General features: G+C 36.4%; 27 protein-coding genes and 1 tRNA gene. 20 read left to right on the forward strand and 8 right to left on the reverse strand.

Features of this window, described 5'->3' with window-relative positions:
• Nucleotides 1-3: 3 nt before the first annotated feature.
• The 8 genes from EF384_RS06055 to EF384_RS06090 are packed head-to-tail and all read right to left on the reverse strand — an operon-like array spanning nucleotide 4 to nucleotide 7,891.
• The gene (locus tag EF384_RS06055) at nucleotides 4-1,425 is read right to left on the reverse strand and encodes a V-type ATP synthase subunit B (RefSeq protein WP_123780271.1); all 1,422 of its coding nucleotides are present in this window, start codon (nucleotides 1,423-1,425) and stop codon (nucleotides 4-6) included.
• Nucleotides 1,426-1,440: 15 nt separating this feature from the next.
• Complete coding sequence (locus EF384_RS06060; RefSeq protein ID WP_123780273.1) at nucleotides 1,441-3,207, reverse strand: V-type ATP synthase subunit A; 1,767 nt, start codon at nucleotides 3,205-3,207, stop codon at nucleotides 1,441-1,443.
• A 1-nt stretch (nucleotide 3,208) separates the two neighbouring features.
• Nucleotides 3,209-3,796 carry a V-type ATP synthase subunit E gene (locus EF384_RS06065; RefSeq protein WP_123780275.1) on the reverse strand — a complete coding sequence of 196 codons (588 nt, stop codon included), beginning with the start codon at nucleotides 3,794-3,796 and terminating at the stop codon, nucleotides 3,209-3,211.
• Between the two features lie 16 nt (nucleotides 3,797-3,812).
• A complete protein-coding gene (locus tag EF384_RS06070) occupies nucleotides 3,813-4,121 on the reverse strand; it encodes a V-type ATP synthase subunit F (RefSeq protein WP_123780277.1) in 309 nt (102 codons plus the stop codon).
• Nucleotides 4,121-4,576, reverse strand: a complete 456-nt coding sequence (locus tag EF384_RS06075) for an ATP synthase subunit C (protein WP_123780279.1) — start codon at nucleotides 4,574-4,576, stop codon at nucleotides 4,121-4,123. The genes EF384_RS06070 and EF384_RS06075 overlap by 1 nt, the downstream gene beginning before the upstream one ends.
• A 15-nt stretch (nucleotides 4,577-4,591) precedes the next feature.
• Nucleotides 4,592-6,535, reverse strand: a complete 1,944-nt coding sequence (locus EF384_RS06080) for a V-type ATP synthase subunit I (protein ID WP_123780281.1) — start codon at nucleotides 6,533-6,535, stop codon at nucleotides 4,592-4,594.
• Complete coding sequence (locus EF384_RS06085; RefSeq protein WP_123780283.1) at nucleotides 6,532-7,575, reverse strand: V0D/AC39 family V-type ATPase subunit; 1,044 nt, start codon at nucleotides 7,573-7,575, stop codon at nucleotides 6,532-6,534. The genes EF384_RS06080 and EF384_RS06085 overlap by 4 nt, the downstream gene beginning before the upstream one ends.
• Nucleotides 7,562-7,891, reverse strand: a complete 330-nt coding sequence (locus EF384_RS06090) for a hypothetical protein (protein WP_123780285.1) — start codon at nucleotides 7,889-7,891, stop codon at nucleotides 7,562-7,564. The genes EF384_RS06085 and EF384_RS06090 overlap by 14 nt, the downstream gene beginning before the upstream one ends.
• Before the next feature lie 231 nt (nucleotides 7,892-8,122).
• On the opposite strand from EF384_RS06090, the gene comGA reads away from it, so the two are divergent.
• The 20 genes from comGA (at nucleotide 8,123) to EF384_RS06190 (ending at nucleotide 23,750) form a co-directional block, all read left to right on the forward strand.
• Nucleotides 8,123-9,151, forward strand: a complete 1,029-nt coding sequence (gene comGA, locus EF384_RS06095; protein WP_123780287.1) for a competence type IV pilus ATPase ComGA — start codon at nucleotides 8,123-8,125, stop codon at nucleotides 9,149-9,151.
• Complete coding sequence (gene comGB / locus EF384_RS06100) at nucleotides 9,090-10,169, forward strand: competence type IV pilus assembly protein ComGB (protein WP_123780289.1); 1,080 nt, start codon at nucleotides 9,090-9,092, stop codon at nucleotides 10,167-10,169. The genes comGA and comGB overlap by 62 nt, the downstream gene beginning before the upstream one ends.
• A 15-nt stretch (nucleotides 10,170-10,184) precedes the next feature.
• On the forward strand, nucleotides 10,185-10,514 hold the full coding sequence (gene comGC / locus EF384_RS06105) for a competence type IV pilus major pilin ComGC (RefSeq protein ID WP_233570054.1): 330 nt from the start codon (nucleotides 10,185-10,187) through the stop codon (nucleotides 10,512-10,514).
• Nucleotides 10,515-10,558: 44 nt separating this feature from the next.
• Entirely contained in the window at nucleotides 10,559-11,002 is a 444-nt protein-coding gene (locus EF384_RS06110; RefSeq protein WP_123780291.1) for a prepilin-type cleavage/methylation domain-containing protein, read from the forward strand.
• Nucleotides 10,983-11,315, forward strand: coding sequence for a hypothetical protein (locus tag EF384_RS06115; RefSeq protein ID WP_123780293.1), 333 nt, complete (start codon nucleotides 10,983-10,985; stop codon nucleotides 11,313-11,315). Before EF384_RS06110 ends, EF384_RS06115 begins: the two co-directional genes overlap by 20 nt.
• Before the next feature lie 13 nt (nucleotides 11,316-11,328).
• Nucleotides 11,329-11,745, forward strand: coding sequence for a hypothetical protein (locus EF384_RS06120; protein WP_123780295.1), 417 nt, complete (start codon nucleotides 11,329-11,331; stop codon nucleotides 11,743-11,745).
• A gap of 1 nt (nucleotide 11,746) precedes the next feature.
• Nucleotides 11,747-12,343, forward strand: a complete 597-nt coding sequence (locus EF384_RS06125; protein ID WP_123780297.1) for a hypothetical protein — start codon at nucleotides 11,747-11,749, stop codon at nucleotides 12,341-12,343.
• Nucleotides 12,344-12,501: 158 nt separating this feature from the next.
• Nucleotides 12,502-13,590 (forward strand): M24 family metallopeptidase, encoded by a 1,089-nt coding sequence (locus EF384_RS06130; RefSeq protein ID WP_123780299.1) that lies wholly within the window; start codon nucleotides 12,502-12,504, stop codon nucleotides 13,588-13,590.
• Nucleotides 13,591-13,685: 95 nt separating this feature from the next.
• The gene (efp, locus tag EF384_RS06135; RefSeq protein ID WP_123780301.1) at nucleotides 13,686-14,243 is read left to right on the forward strand and encodes an elongation factor P; all 558 of its coding nucleotides are present in this window, start codon (nucleotides 13,686-13,688) and stop codon (nucleotides 14,241-14,243) included.
• 23 nt (nucleotides 14,244-14,266) lie between these two features.
• Nucleotides 14,267-14,641, forward strand: a complete 375-nt coding sequence (locus EF384_RS06140; protein ID WP_123780303.1) for an Asp23/Gls24 family envelope stress response protein — start codon at nucleotides 14,267-14,269, stop codon at nucleotides 14,639-14,641.
• Between the two features lie 23 nt (nucleotides 14,642-14,664).
• The gene (gene nusB / locus EF384_RS06145; protein ID WP_123780305.1) at nucleotides 14,665-15,351 is read left to right on the forward strand and encodes a transcription antitermination factor NusB; all 687 of its coding nucleotides are present in this window, start codon (nucleotides 14,665-14,667) and stop codon (nucleotides 15,349-15,351) included.
• Between the two features lie 101 nt (nucleotides 15,352-15,452).
• Nucleotides 15,453-16,307 (forward strand): bifunctional 5,10-methylenetetrahydrofolate dehydrogenase/5,10-methenyltetrahydrofolate cyclohydrolase, encoded by an 855-nt coding sequence (locus tag EF384_RS06150; protein ID WP_123780306.1) that lies wholly within the window; start codon nucleotides 15,453-15,455, stop codon nucleotides 16,305-16,307.
• Entirely contained in the window at nucleotides 16,291-17,646 is a 1,356-nt protein-coding gene (gene xseA, locus EF384_RS06155) for an exodeoxyribonuclease VII large subunit (protein ID WP_199729729.1), read from the forward strand. Before EF384_RS06150 ends, xseA begins: the two co-directional genes overlap by 17 nt.
• Before the next feature lie 13 nt (nucleotides 17,647-17,659).
• Entirely contained in the window at nucleotides 17,660-17,905 is a 246-nt protein-coding gene (locus tag EF384_RS06160) for an exodeoxyribonuclease VII small subunit (RefSeq protein ID WP_123780308.1), read from the forward strand.
• Nucleotides 17,905-18,798 (forward strand): polyprenyl synthetase family protein, encoded by an 894-nt coding sequence (locus tag EF384_RS06165; RefSeq protein WP_123780310.1) that lies wholly within the window; start codon nucleotides 17,905-17,907, stop codon nucleotides 18,796-18,798. The genes EF384_RS06160 and EF384_RS06165 overlap by 1 nt, the downstream gene beginning before the upstream one ends.
• A gap of 20 nt (nucleotides 18,799-18,818) precedes the next feature.
• Nucleotides 18,819-19,634, forward strand: a complete 816-nt coding sequence (locus EF384_RS06170; RefSeq protein WP_123780312.1) for a TlyA family RNA methyltransferase — start codon at nucleotides 18,819-18,821, stop codon at nucleotides 19,632-19,634.
• Between the two features lie 39 nt (nucleotides 19,635-19,673).
• Nucleotides 19,674-21,377 carry a DNA repair protein RecN gene (recN, locus tag EF384_RS06175; protein ID WP_123780314.1) on the forward strand — a complete coding sequence of 568 codons (1,704 nt, stop codon included), beginning with the start codon at nucleotides 19,674-19,676 and terminating at the stop codon, nucleotides 21,375-21,377.
• A 15-nt stretch (nucleotides 21,378-21,392) separates the two neighbouring features.
• Complete coding sequence (gene miaA / locus EF384_RS06180; protein ID WP_123780316.1) at nucleotides 21,393-22,331, forward strand: tRNA (adenosine(37)-N6)-dimethylallyltransferase MiaA; 939 nt, start codon at nucleotides 21,393-21,395, stop codon at nucleotides 22,329-22,331.
• 41 nt (nucleotides 22,332-22,372) lie between these two features.
• Nucleotides 22,373-23,602 (forward strand): GTPase HflX, encoded by a 1,230-nt coding sequence (gene hflX / locus EF384_RS06185; RefSeq protein ID WP_123780318.1) that lies wholly within the window; start codon nucleotides 22,373-22,375, stop codon nucleotides 23,600-23,602.
• A 74-nt stretch (nucleotides 23,603-23,676) separates the two neighbouring features.
• Nucleotides 23,677-23,750, forward strand: a tRNA-Arg gene (locus EF384_RS06190).
• Nucleotides 23,751-23,758 lie beyond the last annotated feature (8 nt).

Here is a 23,758-nt window from a genome sequence, read left to right on the forward strand (position 1 = left end):
ACCTTAAACTAGGGGATTTTCAGCGTTATTTTGGTTTAAAACTTCGTCTGTAGTTGATTTGTAGTATTTGTCCAAGACTTCAGTATCCATACGTGTTAATTCTTCACGTGGGAAAATACCTAATAGCTTCCAACCTAAATCTAAAGACTCTTGAATGGTACGTGTTTCATCTTGACCTTGACCAACGAAATATTGTTCAAATAATTCGCCGAATTTTAAGTACAATTTATCGATATCAGAAAGTTCTTCTTCACCAATTACTGAAGCTAATGATTTTGCTTCGTTGGCACCAGAATATGATGCGAATAATTGGTTGGCAACATCTGAATGGTCATCACGAGTATAACCATCACCAATACCATCTTTCATTAAACGAGAAAGTGATGGCAAAATACCAACTGGAGGGTATACATTTTTACCTTCTAATGAACGGTCTAAAACGATTTGTCCTTCAGTAATATAACCAGTAAGATCAGGGATTGGGTGAGTGATGTCATCGTTAGGCATTGTTAAGATAGGGATTTGTGTTACAGATCCTGGTCTACCTTTAACGATACCAGCACGTTCATAAATAGTTGCTAATTCTGAATATAAGTAACCTGGGTAACCTTTACGAGAAGGAATTTCTTGTTTTGCAGAAGAAACTTCACGTAAAGCCTCACAGAATGAAGTCATATCTGTTAATACTACTAATACGTGTTTACCTAAGTCATAAGCTAAGTATTCAGCTGTTGTAAGGGCAACACGTGGTGTAATCAAACGTTCCATTACAGGATCATCCGCAGTATTCACAAACATTGTTACATGGTCCATAGCTCCTGATTCTTCAAATGAGCGTCTGAAGTAGTCCGCAATATCATGTTTTACACCCATAGCGGCGAAAACAACAGCGAATTCTTCATCAGAGTTTTCACCCAATTTAGCTTGTTTTACGATTTGAGCAGCAACTTGGTTGTGGCTCATACCATCACCAGAGAAGATTGGTAATTTTTGACCACGAATTAAAGTCATCAAGCTATCAATTGATGAGAAACCTGTTTCAATGTAGTCACGAGGATATACACGTGAAACTGGGTTTAATGGTGCACCGTTCACATCACGTTTGATGTCAGAGTGAATTGCACCTAAATTGTCAATTGGTTGGCCGATACCATCGAAGACACGTCCTTGAATTGCAGGTGATAATTCCATTTCTAGACCATGACCGGTAAATTGTGTATGTGTATTATCTAAAGACATTGAAGTAGTTGAGTCAAATACTTGCACAACTGCTTTTTCGCCTTCCATTGAGATAATTTGACCTAATTTTTCATCAGTACCATTCACACGAAATTTAACGATATCGTTGTAAGCAGCACCTCGAACACCATCAATAACAACTAAAGGGCCGTTAATGGAATTTAGTCCTAAATATTCTATTGCCATTATATTTCCCCCTTATTAACCGTTTTCTTGCATTGCTTTTTCGTAGAATGCATCAATATCTTCAAAGTAGTGATCAAAATCATCTAAATTATCATTTGAGGTATTGTATTTCATGTTGATAACATCAGTAAAGATACTTGATTTATTCACATAAGACATTGGCATACCCCATTGAATCAATGATTTGGCACGGTGATGTAAGTACAAAATAACATCCATCATTTTTTCTTGTTTAGCCATAGGTACAGCAGAGTCAACTTTATGGAAGGTATTTTGTTGTAAGAAACCTTCACGGAAAACACGAGCTGTTTGTAAAACAAGTTTTTGATGATCTGGTAAAACGTCTGAACCAATCAATTTAACAACTTCCATCAATTGATCTTCTTCATGCAAAATGGCCATCATTTCGGCACGGTTTGCTAAGAATTTATCAGAAACGTTTGCTGTATACCATGCACCTAAGTCATCTACATATTGGCTATATGAGTTCATCCAGTTAATAGCAGGGTAGTGACGTTTATGTGCTAATTCTGAATCAAGACCCCAGAAACAACGCACAAAACGTTTGGTATTTTGTGTAACTGGTTCAGAGAAGTCCCCACCTTGTGGTGATACGGCACCAATAATCGAAACTGATCCTTCACCTTGGTTTAATGTACGCATGTAACCAGCACGTTCATAGAAAGTAGCGATACGGCTAGCTAAGTATGCTGGGAAACCTTCTTCAGCAGGCATTTCTTCTAGACGACCAGATAATTCACGTAAGGCTTCTGCCCAACGAGAAGTTGAGTCTGCCATGATGGCAACATCATAACCCATGTCACGGTAGTATTCAGCAATTGTTAAACCAGTATAGATAGAGGCTTCACGAGCTGCAACGGGCATGTTAGATGTGTTGGCGATTAAAACTGTACGTTCCATCAATGGTGCATTTGAACGAGGGTCAATCAATTTTGAGAAGTCTTCTAGAACTTCCGTCATTTCGTTACCACGTTCACCACAACCAATGTAGACGATGACATCGGCGTCAGCATATTTTGCGATTTGATGTTGCATAGTTGTTTTCCCAGTACCGAAACCACCAGGAATCGCGGCTGTACCACCTTTAGCAATTGGGAATACTGAGTCGATAATACGTTGACCAGTAACCAATGGTGTAGTTGATTCAAAACGTGAAGCAACAGGACGTGCTTGACGAATTGGCCATTCTTGATAAGCTTTGATTTCTTCGATGTCACCATTGAATCGACGGACTTTAACAAGTACATCTTCAATTGTGTAGTCACCTTCAGCTACAACTTCAACAACTTCACCCACGATAGTAGGGGGCACTAATACTTTGTGCATTACTGCGTTTGATTCAGGAATTTCAGCGATGATTGTACCACCGGAAATTTGTTCACCTACAGTAACAGTAGGTGTCACATGCCAAAGTTTTTCTTTGTTTAAAGAGTCAACTTGGACACCACGTTTGATCATATAACCTGATTTTTTCTCGATTTCAACTAACGGACGTTCGATACCATCATAAATGTTATTGATTAGGCCAGGACCTAATTGAACTTTGATTGGCATGCTCGTACCGTATACTTTTTCACCAGGTTTCAATCCAGCAGTTTCTTCATAAACTTGGATAGTAGTTTCTTTTTCGTTGATAGAAATTACTTCCCCAACTAGTTTATCTTCACCTACGTGTACCATCTCTTGCATTGATAAGTCAGTTGGACCAGAGATTTTAACGATAGGACCTGAAATAGCATAAATTAAATTTTCATTTGTCATTCTATCCTTCAACCTCCTTGATAGTAAATTCTTCTTCGACGTGGCTTAGTAGGGTAGTGAATGAATAATCAATTAAAATTTGACGTTCTTTTAACACACCACGAGCACCACCGATGAAGTCACGGTCAGAAATTTGCACATTTGATCCTGTTTCTTCACGACAGAAATCCAAAAGTTCTGCATCAGTTTGGTTGATGTAAACAACAAATTCTTCATTTGTTTGATCAGCAAATTTTTTCACATTTTGAATCATCGTTACGAGTTGATCCTTATATGCAGGTGTTTGCATATATTCTTGTAATGAAGCATTAAATTCACTAAATAAAGATTTTTTCAATTTTTCTTCTTGAATGTATAACTCTCTTTGTTGGTGAATTTGGCTTTGAGAAATATTTTTATTAAATTCTTTACGCATTTCTTTTTGTGCGTTGTCGTATTTTGCATCGTATTCTCGACGAATAGATTGTTTGTATTCGTCGTAGTCTTTTTGCAAAGTAGCTTGATATTGATTCACTTGTTCATCAATCACGTCTTGCGCTTGTTGGTTCACTTGCGTTTCAAAATAAGCAAATTTATCTTCTAAATCCATTGCTTAAACTCCCATTCTATAATTGGATACCGATTGCATGTTGAATTGTCTCAGCAATAGTATTGGTAGCATTTTGATATTCATGCGCACCTTGAACTGTTGTGATAAGTGGTGTTGAGCGATTAAAACGCACCTCGTTTACCACATCTTGATTACTGTCAATTAGGGAAGGTGAAATGAAGAGAATACCAATATTTTTATCATCTAAAACTTTATTAAAAGCTTCGGTAAACTCTTGATTACTGCCTACAATTTCGCCTTCAATTCCTACTAGTCGCAATCCAGTCAAAGTATCTAAATTATCGCAGATTACGTAAGTTTTCATTATAGTTGACCTAAGATCATGAATGAGATGATTAAACCGTAAAGTGCAACACCTTCAGCCAAACCAACGAAGATTAATGAACGACCGAAAATTGAACCATCTTCTGATATAGCACCTAAGGCAGCAGATGCAGCAGAAGCAACGGCGATACCACCACCAACACATGAAAGACCTGTTGATAATGCAGCAGCGATGTAACCTAAACCTGTAGCTAAACCTGCAGAAGAAGCAGCTGTTGTAGCAGCTTCACCAGCTGTTGCTAATGCAACTTGTGGGTTATATGCTAAAACGATAGCGATTAGAATACCAGCAACAACGAAAACAATGTTAGTTGTTAAAGTTTTTTTGTAACGATCTTTTGTTTTTTGACCCTTATAGAAGTATCCGAATGGTAAAACGAAGCCTAATACGAAAGTAGCAACCATAGTTAATTTAATTAATAATTCTGTATTCATTTTTTATTTTCTCCCTTAATCTTTAATCCAAATATTTTTAAATTCAATACCGTCACCACGATAGAAGTGACTGAAAATTTCGTAGAATTCAAGACGTAAAACTTGAATGGCAACAACTAAACCTTCAAAACCAGTGATAAACAAGTTACCTAATACAATTACTAACCAGTTGATGTTTCCACCGTTTTCAGCACCAGCAAACATCAGTACAACACTCATCATAGCACCGTGGGAGATAGCGAAAGCACCTACACGGACGAATGAAATTGAGTTTGAGAAATATGTTAATAGTGTTTCAAATGTTTCGAAGAAAATTGATAACCCTTTGATAACCACGTTATCTCCATGTTCTTCAGTGTGGTGTTCAAGTTTTGCGACAATTTCTTCTTTGAAAGCAATAGTGATTAATGAAATAGCTAAGATGAATAGTAATAAACCAATTGCTGGAATTGTGTTACCAGACATATAAAGCACTAACATAAACACTAATACGAAATAGAAAATAAAACCGGCAATACCATTCTTGTCAAATATAGCTTCCCATTTTTCGCCAGCGTTAAAACGTTGAACGATATTCATCACCATAGTTGCAAGAATGAGGAACATCCCAAAGGATACAGCTACGATAAAGACAGTATTCAAACTACCAAAGAATGGTACATCTGTCATATGTGTCATTGGGTGTAACCATAGGGCTGGAATGACGTCTTCAAAACCAAAAATTGAACCGTATAGAAAACCGAATATCGTTGAGCTGACACCAATAGGGGCCAACATACCGATTGGACGAAGTTTCTTATTGAAGAAACCGACCATACCGATAAGGAATAGTAGTAATCCTTGTCCTACATCCCCAAACATTGCACCAAAAAGTAATGAATATGAAATACCTACGATTGTAGTTGGATCTATTTCACGGTAATTAGGAACCCCGTACATTTTGGTTAATAATTCAAAAGGGCGGATAAGGAAGTTGTTTTTCATTTTTGTAGGAGGATTCAAATGTTGATTGTCATCTTTATCCTCGATATACATTGTGACGTCTGGATCATCTTTTACATCGTTACGAAGACTTTGTGCATCCGTTTCAGCCATCCATCCGATTAATAAGTAACGTGTTTCTTTTTGTGCAAATTCTTCACGCGTAATCGCAGCAAATTTACGGACACCGAATGCTTGAGAAAGATCTAGTAAACGACTTTTCGCAGCTAATAAGTCAGGCGCAACTGGTGTCACTAATGCACGCATTTTACGTTTTAATGTAATTAGTTTACTTTCAGTTTCTTCAACCAATTGTTGATATTTAGCTGTGATTTCTCTAAAACTACCAGTTTCTTCAGGTAGGTAAATACGTTCCCATGCAAGTGAGAAGAATAAAGCATCTACACGTTGTCGTGCTTCAACGGGGGTAAAGTATACCCCGTATACATATTTTTCAGTTTCTTCACTCTTCACGAAGATAGCAGGTACCATTGTTTTTACATATTTTTCGAATTTACGGTAATTTTCACGAGTGAAACGACCAAAACGGAATTTAATATGTTGCATTTGGTAAATTTTATCAATCGTAAAGTCAATAGATTGGAAAGGTAAGAATTTTTGGAATTTATCAGATGCATCTGCATATTCTGCTTCTACCTTTGCAATTTCTTGACGTTCTTTTTCTAAACTGCTTTCAACATCTTTGACAAGTGTTTGAGCATTTTCAAAAGTAAATGGTTTATCCAAATGGATGTCTTTACCATGTTCTACATTTGTGTAATCTAATAAGTTATCAATTCGTTCTTCCCAAGGTTCATAAGGGTTTGGACTTGTATAGGGACGAAGTGTTCGAATCTCTGACAACTCTTTCAACGCGTTCTCTAAATGGATAGGATAGCGTGTCAAATATTGATCTGCCATCCGGTCAATATCGTCGCGAGGACCAGTGATATTGACTAAGCGCATTTCAGTTATCATTGATTAAAACTCCTTTCTATTGGTGAGATATTTTTATATGCAATTTTTTCAGTTAATTCTTCTAGTGCAACCAAGGCATGACGACTATCTTCTAAATAGTTAAAAATAGAAAACATGGATTTTGGTGCGCGGATTGCAAAGTGATGTTGTAATGCCGTTAAGAATTCTTCTTCATAACGTTGTAGCGATTGATCAGTAGAAAGATGTTCAAAAATTTCACCGTATCCTAGTTCAGCAACAACATTTTCCAAATTTCGAATATCTGGTGCTTGTAACAGACGATCAATGTATTCATCTGTTAAGCGACTTTTCGCATCTACTAAGGCACTTGTTACATCGTTATCGCTTAGTTGATATAAGAATTTTAGACGATAGATTGTAAAGATATTTAAAATATCAAAACGTGCCCCAAATATTTTTTTAAAACCATTTAACGCTTCACCATCTAAATATTTCTTGCCGGCTTTCCAAATTGATTGAATGACATATTGGTCAAACGCAATTTCAAAAGCGTAGCGATTATAATCATTTTGTTTAAATAGATCATTATATTGTTGAAAGAAAGGGCCGTAAACTGTGTCTGAAAGACTGTTAACTACAGATTTAACATCTGTTGCCATGATTAAATCACTTGTCCGGAATCCACGTTTATCATCAAGATAATGGGTTGCAGGACTCATGATTACCTTCGTTTCACCAAAGTTCACTACAGTTCTCAAAGTGTGTTTAATGAACCAAGATTCGAAAAACATGCCATATCGTTTTAGAAATGCACGTTGGTCAATCGATGCAAATTTGTACAGTTTTAAAAATTCAAAGAAATTCCCATAATTTAACATTAATTCAATTTCTTCACGAGAAGTAACATCTGTATGGAGTACTTCATATGCTTGTTTATAGGAAGGATTTTCGATGATCAAATTTACCAATTCAGGCAAAGTATGAATATCAGTTAACGCATCAATTTTTTGAGTCGTTAATAAATTCTTCCGCATTGCATGGATTTTCGTATCTATTGCAGTATAATTATTCAATTTCATCTACTCCAAGCTTCGTTACTTTTTCCATGAAGCGTTGTACGTAAGCCTCATGTTCATTGTCAAGAATATCTTGAATTCGCTGCATCTTACGGGAAAATTTAGCAGAAAGATCCTTTGTAGTTTCATAATCTTCTTTACTAAAAGCTTCTTTTTGTGCTTCGATTTTAGCCGTATAGTCAGTTTCAGTTGCTTCTAAAAGTGCATGTTTCTTATCGTCAAATTCTTTTTTTAATGCTAATTTGCGATCTTGAACCGTGTCTTCAGCCTCTATCGCTGAAACTTCTATTTGGTATAAACGATTAACAATTTCATCCATTGCAGTTCCCTCCCTTTTTTTAGTGCCAAAATTTTGCGGCCTAACTTAAAGTATAGCATTTAGCGAAATTTCCCAAACCAAATCAATGTCATAATATGCAAAAATCGTTAGAATTTTCAGTTCAGCTTTTTTTTGCATGTTTTAAAAAAATAAATTGAAACATAATAGCGTTTTCTTATCATTTATACGTATAAATTAAATGACCGGAAATGAATAAATGGAGGTGGTGGTGTGAAAGAAATAATTGATACCATAATTCAATTGGCTATTGTAAAGCGAAGTGACGATATTCATATTTTGCCAAATGGCGCATCATATTATGTTTTTCTTAGAGATGGCTATCAATTGAAATTAGAGAAAACCATTGATTTTGAAACTGGTGGTCAGATGATACGTTATCTGAAGTATCTTGCGGATATGGATGTAGGTGAACGCCGGATGCCTCAGGATGGGGCCATTGTTTACGACATTGATGATCAAAAGATTGAACTACGTTTGTCTTCTATCTCAAATTATTTGATGCATGAATCTTTAGTGATACGTGTTTTTCATTCGTCAGAGTTAAAAGAGATTGTGCCATCGATAATGAATGAGGCGGCCTACCAGGTGTTGAATTCATATATGCGTAGGAAAAGTGGCTTAATGATATTTTCGGGTCCAGTTTCATCCGGTAAAACTACGACCATTTATCAGCTACTGAGAAGTGCTTATGAACAGAGGACTAGTCAGATTATTACTATAGAAGAACCCATTGAAATAAAAGAACCTAAATTTTTACAAACTGAGGTGAATGAAAAAGCGGATATTACCTATGACCGCTTGCTAAGTGCCAGTTTACGGCATCATCCAGATATTATTTTAATTGGGGAAATTCGAAGTGAACAAACAGCGCGAATGGTTATTCGAGCGGCATTGACAGGTCATTTAGTGCTTGCCACTGTACATGCCAAAAATACCTTTGGAGTCATTGGGCGTTTGAAAGAATTAGGGATTACCAATGAGCAACTATTGCAGACCTTACTATTAGTTACAGCGCAACGGTTGGTTCCTATTCATAATGAAAGTAATGACGAGGTCACAGACAGATTGGCATTATTTGAGCTATTACACGGTGAAGATTTAAGCCGATTCATATTAAAACAGGATATGCCAGCTAATTTTAAATCATTAAATGCCTTACTAAAGGAGGCAATGGATTATGGACTTATCAGTAAAGCAACCATGGAGGAATATCAAGTGGAAACAGTTACTCACGACTGAAATTACAACATCGTGGAAACCATCATTGCAAGCAGCTGTTCTGTTATATATTGCTGAAATGCTACAAGAAGGTTTTCAGTTAATCGATATTTGTCGTTTTTTGATTATTATTTTCCCAAAACAAGCGAAAGATTTTGAAAAAATGGCATTGGGTTTTGAAAATGGTCATCATTTTTACGAGCTCGTTGGTTTTATGAAGATTAAGGGAAATATTGTATATCAGATTAAGGTAGCTGAGTCATTCGGACAATTTGGATATGGTCTAGAAGAAATTGCAAAGTATATCCAAGAACAAGATATCCATATGCGACGGTTGCGTTCTGTAATGATTTACCCAATAATGCTAATGCTTTTGATGGTGGTTTTGATGTTTGGTTTAAGGGTGTTTCTCTTACCACAACTAGCAGTTTTTATGCAAAATGGGTCATCCCAACTTCTAGCAAGTCTCATATTCTTTCTAGAACATTTGCCGATAATAGCGAGTGTAGTTTTAGGGATAATATTTGTTTTAAGCATGGCTTTTTATTGGTGGCAAAAACAAACAGATCCACTTAAACAGGCACAAGTTTATGTGAAATTACCGATTATTGGCTCCTTGTTCCGTTTGTATTACACCCAGTTTTTTGCATATGAGTTTAGCCAACTTTTTAAACTAGGCTACTCAGTGAAGCAGATTATTACTTCATTAAAACAACAAAATGAAGTGCCATTCTTGCACGCATTTGGTGTTTATTTAGAAACACAATATTTACATGGCAGGGAATTTTCAGACAGTTTGAAGCAAATAAATGTATTTACAAATGAGTTTTCTGCAGTCGTTATGCAAGGAGAACTCTTAAATCAACTAGCTGTAAAAACGCGTTTATATAGTCAACGAACCTTGAAAAGACTTTATGCTGATATTGATCAAAAGATAAAAATTACGCAGTCCGTTTTGTTTTTAACAGTTGCTATTTCGGTAGTAGTTGTTTATTTGATACTCATGCTACCTATGTTAACCATGCTTGAAAGCATTTAGGAGGAAATCATGTTCGTGAAAAAATTGAAAAAGAAATTGCAAAGTATGAATAATAAGAAAGCTTTTACGCTTATAGAAATGGTCCTGGTTCTTATTATTGTAGCGGCACTGTTATTAATTGTTATCCCCAATATGTCAACCCAGGCTGATAGTGCTAAGAAAACTACTGATGAAGCTTTAATTAAAAATGTGGAGACGCAGATGGAGCTGTATAAGTTAGCAAAAAATAAATCTTCGGCTACTCTTGAAGAATTGGAAAGTGATGGATACCTCGAAGGAGAACAAGTTGATGCATATGAGGCTGCTAGTAGTAGTAAAGCAGCTGCAGGAACCACTACTGAATAATCCGTTCATACTATACATTTAGTAAAATTCTCAAGGAGGGGCACATGAAGAAACAGTTGAATAAAGCTTTTACTCTCCTTGAGATGGTTTTTGTACTGATGTTGATCTCATTATCATTAATACTGGCGATACCATACGCCCACCAAGCTCGGGTGAATTATGAATCGAAAGTAATGCTGCATAATGTGATGCAACGTTATGAATATGAATATAAAAAACGAATCTTGTCTGAGGGAACAGTGATAATGGAGTTTTCAAAAAATACTGTGAAATTCAAGTTATCAGCTTCAACGCCTGCAAAACCTGAAGACACCTACACTTTCCCAACAGAAGCTAGATTTCCTGTCTACAGGTCTTTAACCCTGAATCAATCTGGTAAGTCTGTTGATCCACAAACCATATATTTCGAGACACCAACTAGAAAGTATTTCATAGTATTTCAGTTTGTTGGAGGGGGGAGCTACAAAATTGAAGAAGAGAATAGATAAGTATATTAGTCTAATACTTTCAAGCAAAGGCGGATATTTATTTGGGGAAGCGCTTGTTGCTTTTACATTATTTATGTCTATGGTTCTGTTGCTTCTAGGTAACCAAACGCAAGAAATACAGCAACTTAGATATAGTGAAGCAAAACTAGCGCAAACGAGAGAAATGTTTCAAGAAGTTAATGCGAGACAACATGGGATTTCCCTGCATACTGGCATTTTGGTGGATTTTCAAACTGGTAAAGTGGAGGATATGAGAGATGGACAATTTAAGCAAATTCAAATTTTTAACATCTCAAAGGAAACCTTGGAGTAAAAGGGGCTTTACCTTGTTAGAAGCTATTTATGGTTTATTTTTCTATCTTTTTATCCAGCTAATCTTTATGGTCGCCATAAATAGCCAATTGAATCTCTTCTATCAATTTGAAATCATGGCTTATGATGATGTAGATATGTTTATACTAGAAGCTTTAGAGAAAAATCAAGAAGCAAGTTTTTATAAAAGTTCCATTATTACTATTCAATTTAGACGGCCGGATGGCACCTTAAATTTATACCAATATTATCGTGATAGCAGTGGGGTGCCGTGGATTATCGAAAAGCCAAATGATGGTTATGTGCCTAGAATACGAGATGCTAAAAGTTTTGGTGTAGAAAAAGTAGGAGATAATATTTTTAAAATCACCATAACTTTACAAACTGGGAAATCCTATCAATTTATTTTTCCTCTGAAACCGAGGGTATGATATGAATAAAAAAGGTTTTATCTTGTTTACGACACTTTTGTATATGACTTTGCTGACAGCTTTATTTTTGTCGAATTTAAGCATGTATGAAAGCCAAGTAAAAATTAATAAGGAAATTGCTTTAGCCTATGAAAGTCAAACCATGGCAAGACTTGCAATGGAAAAAATTAAGTTAACTATAGAAAATGATACAAACAGCGATGGGACGGCATCAAGTGGGGCTTCATCTGAAACGTCTACATCAGTAAGTGAGTCAACTGCTAGTTCTTCATCAAGTGGTGCTTCATCTGAAACGTCTACATCAGTAAGTGAGTCAACTGCTAGTTCTTCATCAAGTGGTGCTTCATCTGAAACGTCTACATCAGTAAGTGAGTCAACTGCTAGTTCTTCATCAAGTGGTGCTTCATCTGAAACGTCTACATCAAGTACTGAATCATCTGCCAGTTCCATATCATCTACTGCTGAGGCAATCGAAGAATCTTGGTTGGTTGCTTTTGATCAAGGTGAAGTGAATGTATTATGGAATGGTGAAGAATTTTCATGCCAAGTAATTCATTTCGAAAATAATCAAACTTATACATATGATTTTACAAATTGAAAAAGTAAAAAAGGACATAGTGGCCTGATTAAAGCAAGTAAAAATGCAGTAAATTCAAGCAAAAATCAGGTCAAGTTCACTTAAAAGCGTATCTGTGCTATAATAATTGGGCTATAGAAGAGTTTCTTATATAAGAAAGTTATTTTAGTCAATTTGAGGTGAAAAGTTTGGAAAAGAGAATAAGTGCTTTGCAAGAGAGCATGGCAGCTGAAGGTATTAATGCATACTATGTCACTGATCCTTTTAATTTAAGATATATCAGTGGATTCACTGGTACAAGTGGTACAGCCTTGATTACAAGTAATCATGCATACTTTATTACGGATTTTAGATATCGTGAGCAAGCTAAAGCACAATGTATCGGGTATGAAGTGATTATTGCAGGTGGTTCTGCAGCACATACAAGTCCATTAAGATTTGTACAATCAGTCGTAACCGAAGAAAATATTGTTCAATTAGGTTATGAAGAAGAATTTATGACCGTTGCTAAATTTGACGAGTTAGAAGATATCGTTTCTGCAAAATTAATTCCAGCTTCTGGGATGATTGAAGCATTACGTCAAATTAAAGATGAAGAAGAAATTGCGATTATTCAACGCGCTTGTGAAATTGCTGATGCAGCATTTGATCATATTCTTGGATATATCAAAGTTGGCATGTCTGAAATTCAAGTGGCGAATGAATTGGATTTCTTCATGCGTAGCCAAGGTGCTTCAGGCGTTTCGTTTGAAACAATTGTTGCGTCAGGTTATCGTTCAGCAATGCCTCATGGTGTGGCTTCTGAAAAATTAATTGAAGATGGTGACATCGTTACTATGGATTACGGTTGCTACTACAAAGGTTATGTGTCTGATATTACACGTACAATTGCAGTAGGTGAACCATCAGCGAAGATGAAAGAAATCTATGATATCGTTTATCAAGCAAATCAATTAGTAAACGAACAAGCTAGAGCTGGTATTACTGGTGAAGAAATGGACAAAATTGCCCGTGACTTCATTGCAAGCCAAGGCTATGGCGATGACTTTGGTCATTCATTAGGTCATTCAATTGGACTTGATATTCATGAAGGACCAAACGCAAGCATGCATAACAAACAAATTCTACGTCCTAATACGGTAATTACCAATGAACCTGGTATTTATATAGAAGGAATTGGTGGCGTTCGTATTGAGGATGATATGATCCTTACTAACGATGGTAACATCGTGTTAACACACGCACCACGTCACTTAATCGTAGTTTAGTAGAAAAAACGCGTAATGCATCCTACTTTTTAAGCAAGGATGCATTTTAGTATGGTATAATTCGATATGATTAAATTTTTTTAGGAGATGTACAAATGATTACAACAAATGATTTTAAAAATGGTTTAACTATTCAAGACAACGGTAACTTATTCCGTGTAGTAGAATTCCAACATGTAAAACCTGGTAAAGGTTCAGCATTCGTTCGTTCAAAATTAAAAAACTTACGTACTGGTGCTTTATTAGAAAAAACTTGGCGTGCAGGTGAAAAAGTAGAAACTGCTCATATTGAAAACCGTGAAATGCAATACTTATATGCAGACGGTCAAACTCACGTATTCATGGATACTGAAACATATGAACAATTAGAAATTCAAGAAGCACAAATCGAAGATGAATTGAAATTCATGCTTGAAAACATGATGGTTAAAGTCATCACTTTTGGTGCTGAAGTTATTGGTGTTGAATTACCAAAAACTGTTGAATTAGTAGTAACTGAAACTGAGCCTGGTATCAAAGGTGATACTGCTTCAGGTGGTACTAAACCAGCAACTATGGAAACTGGTCTTGTAGTTAACGTACCATTCTTCATCAATGCAGGTGACAAACTAGTTGTTAACACTGACGGTGGAGAATACATGTCACGTGCATAATTTGGGTTAAGGAGTGAATGACTATGGCGGATACAATTGAAGCTTACAAGCACAATAATATGCCAGCAACAGGTGCGATTGAGATTGCACCACAAGTAATTGAAAATATCGCTGCAACAGCAGCTTTACAAATCAAAGGTGTGCGTTCAATTCGACGTGCAACAAAAACGATTCAAAATATTTTTCACCGTGATGCAGGTGTCATTTTACATCAAAATGAACTTGATCAAATGGTCTTAGATATGTCTGTAGAATTAAATTTTGGTGTTGGTGTTATCGCTGTTGCCCAAGCCATTCAAACTCAAGTCATTGACCAAGTTAAATTTATGACGGATATTACGATTGATGTTGTAAATGTGCACGTAACTAGCTTGTATATGGAAAAAACAAGCAAATAATTTTAGCATTAAGGGGAACAAGTATGAATTTAGGGCCATCACAAATAAGAGAACTCGCTGTATTAATATCTTACGAGCAAGAGTTCAATCCACAGTTATCTTTAGAAAAAGCCTTCAACCATATTATTCATAACCATGATAAATTGGGTCAAAAGGTTAATTTTGAAGAACTAACTGAAGAAGAATTTGTCGAATTTGAGAATTATGCAACTAAGTTAAAAGAAAATATTGAAAACTTCTCTGCAAAAAATCACTTCGATAGAATCTTAGATGAAGATGAAGTTCTTGCAGAAGATATCGATGTTCCCGACTATTTACGCGTCTTAGTTGAAGGTGTAAAGGCTAATCGTTTTGAAATTGACCAAATGATTGATAAACATATTCAAGGAAACTGGTCTGTTCAACGTTTAGAATTAATAAACTTACAAATTTTGCGTGTCGCTGTGTTTGAAATTTTATTTACGGACGACAAGGATGTACCTAATGTTGTTGCCGTGAATGAAGCTATTGAATTAGCGAAGTTTTACTCAGATGATCGTGCACGTAAATTTATTAACGGGGTTCTTTCAAACATTTTAAATGATGTGAATGAAACAAAAGCGGAAAAAGCAAGTGATGCAGCAACTGAACAAGTTGAGCTAGAAACTGATGCTTTTGAAGAATTAGTTGAAAATGTCGAAGATTTACAAGAGGATTTACCAGAAGCATAAATACTTTTGAGTAGAGAGGGACTGAGTATGGTGCTCAGTCCCTTTTATTATTGAATAACATTCGATATACTGTGTTTAAGACAAAATGATGGGGTGAAAAAATGATTGAAATTAGATCTAAAGAGTATGTAAAAGTTCAAACCGCACTCTTAAAACAACGCGTGGCTGAATTAATAAAAAATGGTGTGCAACCAAAAGCTGTTATTTTATTATGTGGTGACGATGCAGCAAGTGCAGCATATGCAAAAGTGAAGCAAAAATTTGCTGATAAAATTGGTATTGAAAATGAGTTGGTCATTTTACCAACGAATACAAGCACAGAGGAATTTGTTGCTGAACTTGAAAAATATAATCAAGATGATAGTGTTCAAGGCATCATGATTGAATTACCATTGCCTAAACAAATCGATTACCGGACAGTTGCGATGGCTATCGATATGAATAAAGATTTAGATGCGATTCACCCTATTCATTTAGGTAATTTACTTTCTCATCACCCATCACGTATTCCAAATACACCGTTATCAGCTATGAGCCTTATGGAAGAAGTAAACACAATTTTTAAAGGTAAGCGTGCAGTAATGGTAGGTCGTTCAACAATTGTAGGTAAACCTCTTGCTGAATTGATGTTACAAAAAGGTGCTACTGTGACACTTGCACATAGCCAAACCCAAAATTTAGCAGAATTAACCAGATCAGCTGATATTATCTGTGTCGCTGTCGGCATACCAAACTATATTACAGCAGATATGGTTAGTCCTGGTGCAACTGTCATTGATATTGGGACAACTTATGACGAAAACGGTAAAGTACATGGTGACGTAGACTATGCGAGTGTAGCACCAAAAACACATGCAATCACGCCTGTTCCAGGTGGTGTGGGTCCTGTTACAAAATTAATGGTATTTAAGCAAATGATTGACAAACTTGAGGAAGTGAATGATTTTGCCCGATAAGCAATATTTAACGATTAGTCAATTAACACAGTATATTGCAACAAAATTTGAGAAAGACCCATATCTTCATCAAGTGTATGTGACTGGTGAAGTATCCAATTTCAGAAAACGTCCTAAACACCAATATTTCTCGTTAAAAGATGATGGGGCTGTATTATCCAGTGTGATGTTTTCAGGGGCCTTTAATCAGCTTAAATTTGATCTAGAAGATGGTATGAAAGTATTAGCAGTAGGTCGAATTGGTGTTTTTAATAAATCAGGAAATTATCAACTATATATCGATCATTTAGAACCAGACGGCGTGGGTGCTTTGTATCAAAAGTATGAACAATTGAAACAAGCCTTAACAGCTGAAGGCTTATTCCATTTTGAGCATAAGCCGATACCGCGATATCCTAAAAATATTGCGATTGTAACTTCGCCATCAGGTGCTGTGATTCGTGATATTATTACAACAGTGAAGCGTCGTTTTCCTATTGTTCAATTAACGCTTTATCCAACAGTGGTACAAGGTCAATATGCTGCTGATGACATCGTGAACAATTTGCGTCGTATTGAAGCGAATGGTCAGTATGATACAGTTATAGTTGGACGTGGTGGTGGATCTATTGAAGATTTATGGCCATTTAACGAGGAAAAAGTGGTACGTGCAGTCAGCAATATGACTATTCCTGTTATTTCATCCGTGGGTCATGAAACAGATACGACGTTAGTGGATTTTGTCAGTGACCAGCGCGCGGCAACACCAACAGCCGCAGCAGAAATCGCGACACCCGTTTTAACAGAAGAATTGGTACGTATTCAAGAATTACAAGCGAAATTATACCGTGCGCAAGCTAATCGCATTCAATATTTGAATCAACGATTATTGGAGCAAAAAAATGCTTATGTTTTCCAACAACCTTTACGCTTATATGAAGGTCATCAGTTAAAATTGAAAAACTTGGTGACAAGACTTGTTCAAGCGGAAAGCAATCTTTTGCAAGGGAGAAAACAAAGATTTAACCAAGCAGATACCAAGTTAAATCAAGTTAGTCCTCAAGTAAGTATTCAACGTTATAAAACACAAGTTGAATACATTACGAATCAATTGAAGCAAGGTCAAGTGAATCAATTAACCAAGCATGAGTATAAAGTGAACAATTTAATGGCTCAACTTGATTTACTTTCTCCGCTCAAACGGATGAGTAAAGGTTTTGCCTATGTGACGAATAAACAAGTACCCGTGGATTCAATTGCGCAAGTTGATATTGGAGACCAATTATCGGTTCAATTTGCTGATGGTAAAGTATCAGCTCAAATTACTGGTATCGATAAGAAGCAAATTATCAAGAAATAAAGGAGAATTACAGATGGCCATAGATACATCAAAATTAACATTTGAAGAAGCCTTAGCACAGTTAGAAGCTATCGTAAATCAATTACAAAGTGGCGATATTAAATTAGAAGCTTCTATGCAAGCTTTTCAAGATGGTATGGAATTAAGTAAATTCTGTAGTCAAACACTAGAAAACGCTGAAGAAACAATGACTAAATTGATGACTGAATCAGATCAATTAGAAAATTTTGAAACACCTGCAGATAAAGGTGACAAGTAATGGAAACAAGTCAATTTATCGAAGAAACATTGCCAATCCTTCAAGAAAAAATAGATGATGTGCTAGCGCAAAATAAAGCACAAACACCATCTATTCTTCAAGAATCAATGGCTTACTCTTTAAATACGGGTGGGAAACGCATCCGACCAATGTTATTATTAGCAACACTGAAAGCACTAGGTCAAAATATAACGCAAGGATTTATGACTGCAATAGCTTTGGAATACATTCATACATATTCCCTTATTCATGATGATCTACCAGCAATGGATAATGACGACTATCGTAGAGGTAAATTAACCAATCATAAAGCCTTTGATGAAGCAACGGCTATACTAGCTGGTGACGCATTGCTAACAGATTCGTTTGCTTTAATCGGAAAAGATAGCCTTATCACTAATGCAGAAGTGAAATTAGATTTAATCAATAAATTAGCAGATGCAGCCGGTAGCAAAGGAATGATAGCAGGTCAAATTGGTGATGTACAAGCGGAAGGCAAAGAAATTGATTTGCTAGAAATGAAAGAGATTCACAAAAATAAAACAGGTGAATTACTGCATTATGCAATCTATGCAGGGTATCAAATTGCCAATCCTTCAGCAGAAATCAAAGCATTATTAGATGAATTTGCTTGGACATATGGGATTGCCTATCAAGTACAAAATGATTTGCAAGAAGTTATGTGGTCGGATGATGACCGTGGGAAATTCCAACATTCTGATGCAGCATTAACGAAGAATACTTATCCTAGTATTTTAGGTACTAATGGTGCGATAGAGGCATTATTTGCCAATACGACTAAATGTCGTACCTTGTTGCAACAGATAAAAGATATTGATGAAAGCTTTGATGATCAGTTATTGGCTGGTTTCCTGACATTCCTAAAGATTTAATGAAAGTAAGGTAATATAAAATGGAAAAAGACCGCGCAGATATTTTAGTAGTCCGTCAAGGTTTGACAGACTCAAGAGAAAAAGCTAAGCGCTATATCATGGCAGGCCAAATATTCACTGATAAAGCAGAGCGAGTAGATAAACCGGGGGAAAAACTACCAGTGACTACTGTACTTACACTAAAAGGTGAAGATTTACCTTACGTTTCTCGCGGTGGGCTTAAATTAGTGAAAGCCATGGAATCATTTGCAATTGATTTTAACGAAAAAAGTGTATTAGATATCGGCTCATCTACAGGTGGTTTTACTGATGTTGCCTTACAAAATGGTGCAGCCATGTCTTACGCCCTTGATGTAGGTACCAATCAATTAGACTGGAAATTACGTTCAGATGATCGTGTTGTAGTAATGGAACAAACAAATTTCCGTTACTCTAAACCAGAAGACTTCACCAAAGGCCAACCTGATATCGCTACAATTGACGTATCCTTTATCTCATTGGATTTAATTTTGCCACCATTACGAAGCATCTTAAAAACAGATGGGCAAGTGGTCGCATTAGTGAAACCACAGTTCGAAGCTGGTAAAGATAAAGTTGGGAAAAAAGGTATTGTGCGTGATAAAAAAGTACATAAAGACGTCATCACACATACACTAAATACCGCGATTGGTCTTGGTTATGATGTAGTTGGCCTCACTTTTTCACCAATTACTGGTGGTACTGGGAATATCGAATTCCTGATGTTGTTATCGAACACAGCAGGTGAACCAGGCCAAATTGGGGCAGATATTGATATTGATGCCGTAATTGAAGAGGCACATACAATGTTCCATTAATTTTTTGGGACAAATGTCATTCAGTAGGGAGGATTGTAAATGCTACAGCATCTTACTATTAAAAATTTTGCGATTATCGAAGATTTAACAATCGATTTTGATTCTGGAATGACCGTGTTAACCGGAGAAACCGGGGCAGGTAAATCAATCATTATCGATGCAGTAGGCTTATTAGTCGGTGGTCGCGGTTCAACTGATTTTATCCGTTATGGCACTGACAAGTTTGACTTACGTGGTATCTTCTTTATGCCTGACCTTTCTGCTGAAGGCCGTGCTATGTTAGCGGACAATAATATTCCGTTCGATGATGCACAGTTAATGATTGTGCGCCAATTAGATATGAATGGTAAAAATACGATCAAAGTCAATGGTGTCTCAATGACTGTTTCAATGTTAAAAACACTAGGGACCTATATCGTAGATATCCATGGACAAAATGAGCACCAATCATTAATGCATACAAGTAATCATATTCATTTGCTAGACCATTTTGCCAAACAAGAAATTGGGCCAAAATTACAAGCATATCAAGAGGCTTATCAAGAATATAAGGAAGCTAAATCTTTATTAGAAAGTCAAAACTTAAATGAACAAGAAGCTGCTCAACGCATGGACCTGTTGAAATTTCAAATTAATGAAATAACAGCTGCGAATGTGGTTGTAGGCGAAGTAGATAATTTCATTATTGAGCGTGATCAATTACAAAATTTCCAAAAAATCGCAGATGCATTGGGTCAAACAAATAATTTACTTTCTAATGCTGATTTCAATGTGATTGATTTGATTGGGCAAGCCGTGGGCGAATTGGAAACTATTCGTGATTTTGATCAAAACTATGCTGATTTCTATGAACAAATTACGGGTACTTATTATGCCTTGCAAGATTTAGCATCTAGTATTTCAGACCAAGTTGATCAATTACATTATGATCCAAACCGTTTGGATGAAATTATAGAACGTTTGGCTGTTTACAAGAATTTGCAGCGCAAGTATGGGGAAGACTCAGAAGACATTCTGTTGTATATGACCAATGCCCAAGAAGAACTGAAACAGATTGAAAATCGTGAATCTAACCAACAAAAATTAAAAGATAATTTGGCCGCTAAAAAAGCAAACGCACTGAAATTGGCGAAAGAATTATCTAAGGTACGTCGCGACGTGAAAGGTGATTTAGTTGATGCCATTGAAGGGCAAATGAAGGCCTTATACATGGAGAAAGCCCGTTTCAGAGTGGATATCCTAGAGTTAGATGAGCTTGGGGCATATGGTATTGATGATGTGGCCTTTATGATTGCTACCAACCTTGGCGAACCTTTTAAACCTCTAGTAAAAGTAGCATCTGGTGGTGAATTATCACGTTTGATGTTGGCGATGAAGACAATTTTCCAAAACGCTTCAGGCGTTACGGCAATTATCTTTGATGAGGTGGATACTGGGGTATCAGGACGTGTAGCGCAAGCTATCGCAACGAAGATGTTTGAAATTGCATTGAAAGCACAAGTTTTATGTATTACCCATCTACCTCAAGTTGCCTCTATGGCGGACCATCAACTATTTATTTCCAAACAAGAAAATGCTGACCGTACTTTCACAAAAGTTAGCCTACTTAAAGAGGACGAACGAATTGATGAAGTAGCACGTATGCTGACGGGTTCAAATATAACTGATGTAGCACGACAAGCAGCTGCAGAACAGATTGAAGAAGATCGTGATTTCAAAGAATCATTAAGAAATAAAGGATAAGATAGGAGCGTTTGAATGAAAGCCAAATTAATCGTTATTGGCGGACCAACTGGTGTAGGGAAAACAGCGCTCAGTATAAAAATAGCAAATGAATTCAATGGCGAAATTATTAATGGAGATTCCATGCAAATCTACCAATCATTGAATGTTGGTACGGCAACGCCAAGTTTGGCTGAGCAAGACCAAGCTGTGCATCATTTGATTAATTATGTAGATGTGGGTGAAGGATATTCTGTAGCCCGTTTTAAAGCTGATGCAGAAGCAGCTATGACAGATATCATTGGACGTGGTAAAGTACCTATTTTAGTAGGTGGTACTGGCTTATACCTTGAATCATTTATTTATGATTTGTCGCTGGGTGGGAAAGAAATTGAGAATCCGGCCTTTCGTCAAGAAATGACAGACTTGGCAGCCAAAGAGGGAAATGATGCAGTTTACGCTAAACTACAAGCTTTAGACCCTAAAGCTGCTGAAGCCATTCACCCAAATAATTTACGTCGTGTGATTCGTGCCTTGGAAGTTGGAACTTTTTCAGACAGATTATTTTCTGATCAAGCAGAAACGCATGAAGATCATGTATCACCCTATGATTTGTTGTTAATTGCCTTAGATACCGACCGGCAACTTTTATATAAACGTATTAACCAACGCGTAGATATGATGGTAAAGGAAGGCTTATTAGAGGAAACACAATGGCTGTTAGCGCAAAACTTAGATCCCGACCAACAGTCCATGAAAGCCATTGGATATAAAGAATTATTCCCATATTTTAGAAATGAAGCGACGCTTGAAGCGTCTTTAGAAGAGTTAAAAAAAGATTCACGTCATTATGCTAAACGGCAATTGACCTGGATTCGTAATCGTCTGGATGGTGTTCACTGGTTTAATCTAGTAGAATATCCTGAAAGGCTAGATACTGTTTTAACCTTGGTAAATGATTTTCTCGCTAAATAAGTGATATGATCCTTCCTAGGCAAACAGTCAGAGGAGTAAATATGCAAAAAGTATTTTTAGTAGCAGTACAAACCCAAACAGTGAGTGACCGTCAGTTAACTATGCAAGTTGAAGAACTAAAAGAATTAGTGACGACAGCAGGTGGGGAAGTGGTTGGCGTGTTAACCCAAAAACGTGAACGTTTTGATTCCAGAACCTTAATTGGTAAGGGTAAAGTAGAAGAATTGGCTATGCACGCAGAAGCCAATGAAGCTGATTTGATTATTTTCTATCAACAATTAACCCCATCACAAAATAATAATTTACAAGAAGCTATTGATTTTCCAATCATTGACCGTATTCAATTAATTTTGGATATTTTCGCTATGCGTGCAACTTCTAAAGAAGGGAAATTACAAGTAGCTTTAGCACAAAATGAATATCTATTACCTAGACTAGCTGGTAATTACATTGGCTTGTCTAAATTAGGTGGGGGAATTGGTACGCGTGGTCCTGGTGAAACAAAAATCGAACAGGATAGACGTGTGCTTCGTGCTGAAATTCAACGAATTAAAGGTGAGTTGAAAGAAGTAGAAAAACACCAAAGCCGTACACGAGAGAATCGTGAAAAAGGCGATGTATTCCAACTTGGCTTAATCGGTTATACCAATGCTGGTAAATCTACAATTACGAATGCCTTAACTGATGCGGGTACATTTGAAGAAAATTTACTTTTCGCAACGTTAACGCCATTAACACGTGTATTCTCTTTGAATAATCATTTCAAAATGTCGATTACGGATACTGTTGGTTTTATACAGGATTTACCGCCTAAAATCATTAATGCCTTCCATTCAACTTTGGAAGAAAGTCGACAAGTAGATTTGATGTTAATCGTTATTGATGCATCTTCTCCTTATGCGCGTGAACAAGAAGCTGTTGTTTTGAAAACTTTAAAAGATTTAGACATGCTTGATGTGCCGCATCTGTTTGTTTATAACAAGATGGACTTAATTTCTGTAGAAGATCGTGAAAAATTAAGCTTCAATAAGCCAAATGTACAAATTTCAGCACGTTCAAAAGATTCTATTGAAGACTTGCAAGAAGCAATTATTGAAGGTCTGAAAGAACAATATGAACGCGTAGAGTTAACGATAGATCCAGGTAAAATAGGGCAGTGGTTGAGCTTACAAGACCGTATTTATTTTGATGAAATGTACTTTGATGAAGATACGCAAATGTATCAAATTCGGGTTTTTAAACCAAAATACATACAATTACCTGAAAATTAGCCTGCCTTCTATTGACAAAAGTCTGATAGATAGTGTAGAATTTAGTAGTTGTCATTCCACGGAAGACAACGAATGTTGGGATAGCTCAGCTGGATAGAGCAACGGTCTTCTAAACCGTAGGTCGTGGGTTCGAATCCCACTCTCAACACTAAACAA

This window comes from Aerococcus agrisoli, assembly GCF_003797145.1.
GTDB classification, from domain to species: Bacteria; Bacillota; Bacilli; order Lactobacillales; family Aerococcaceae; genus Aerococcus; species Aerococcus agrisoli.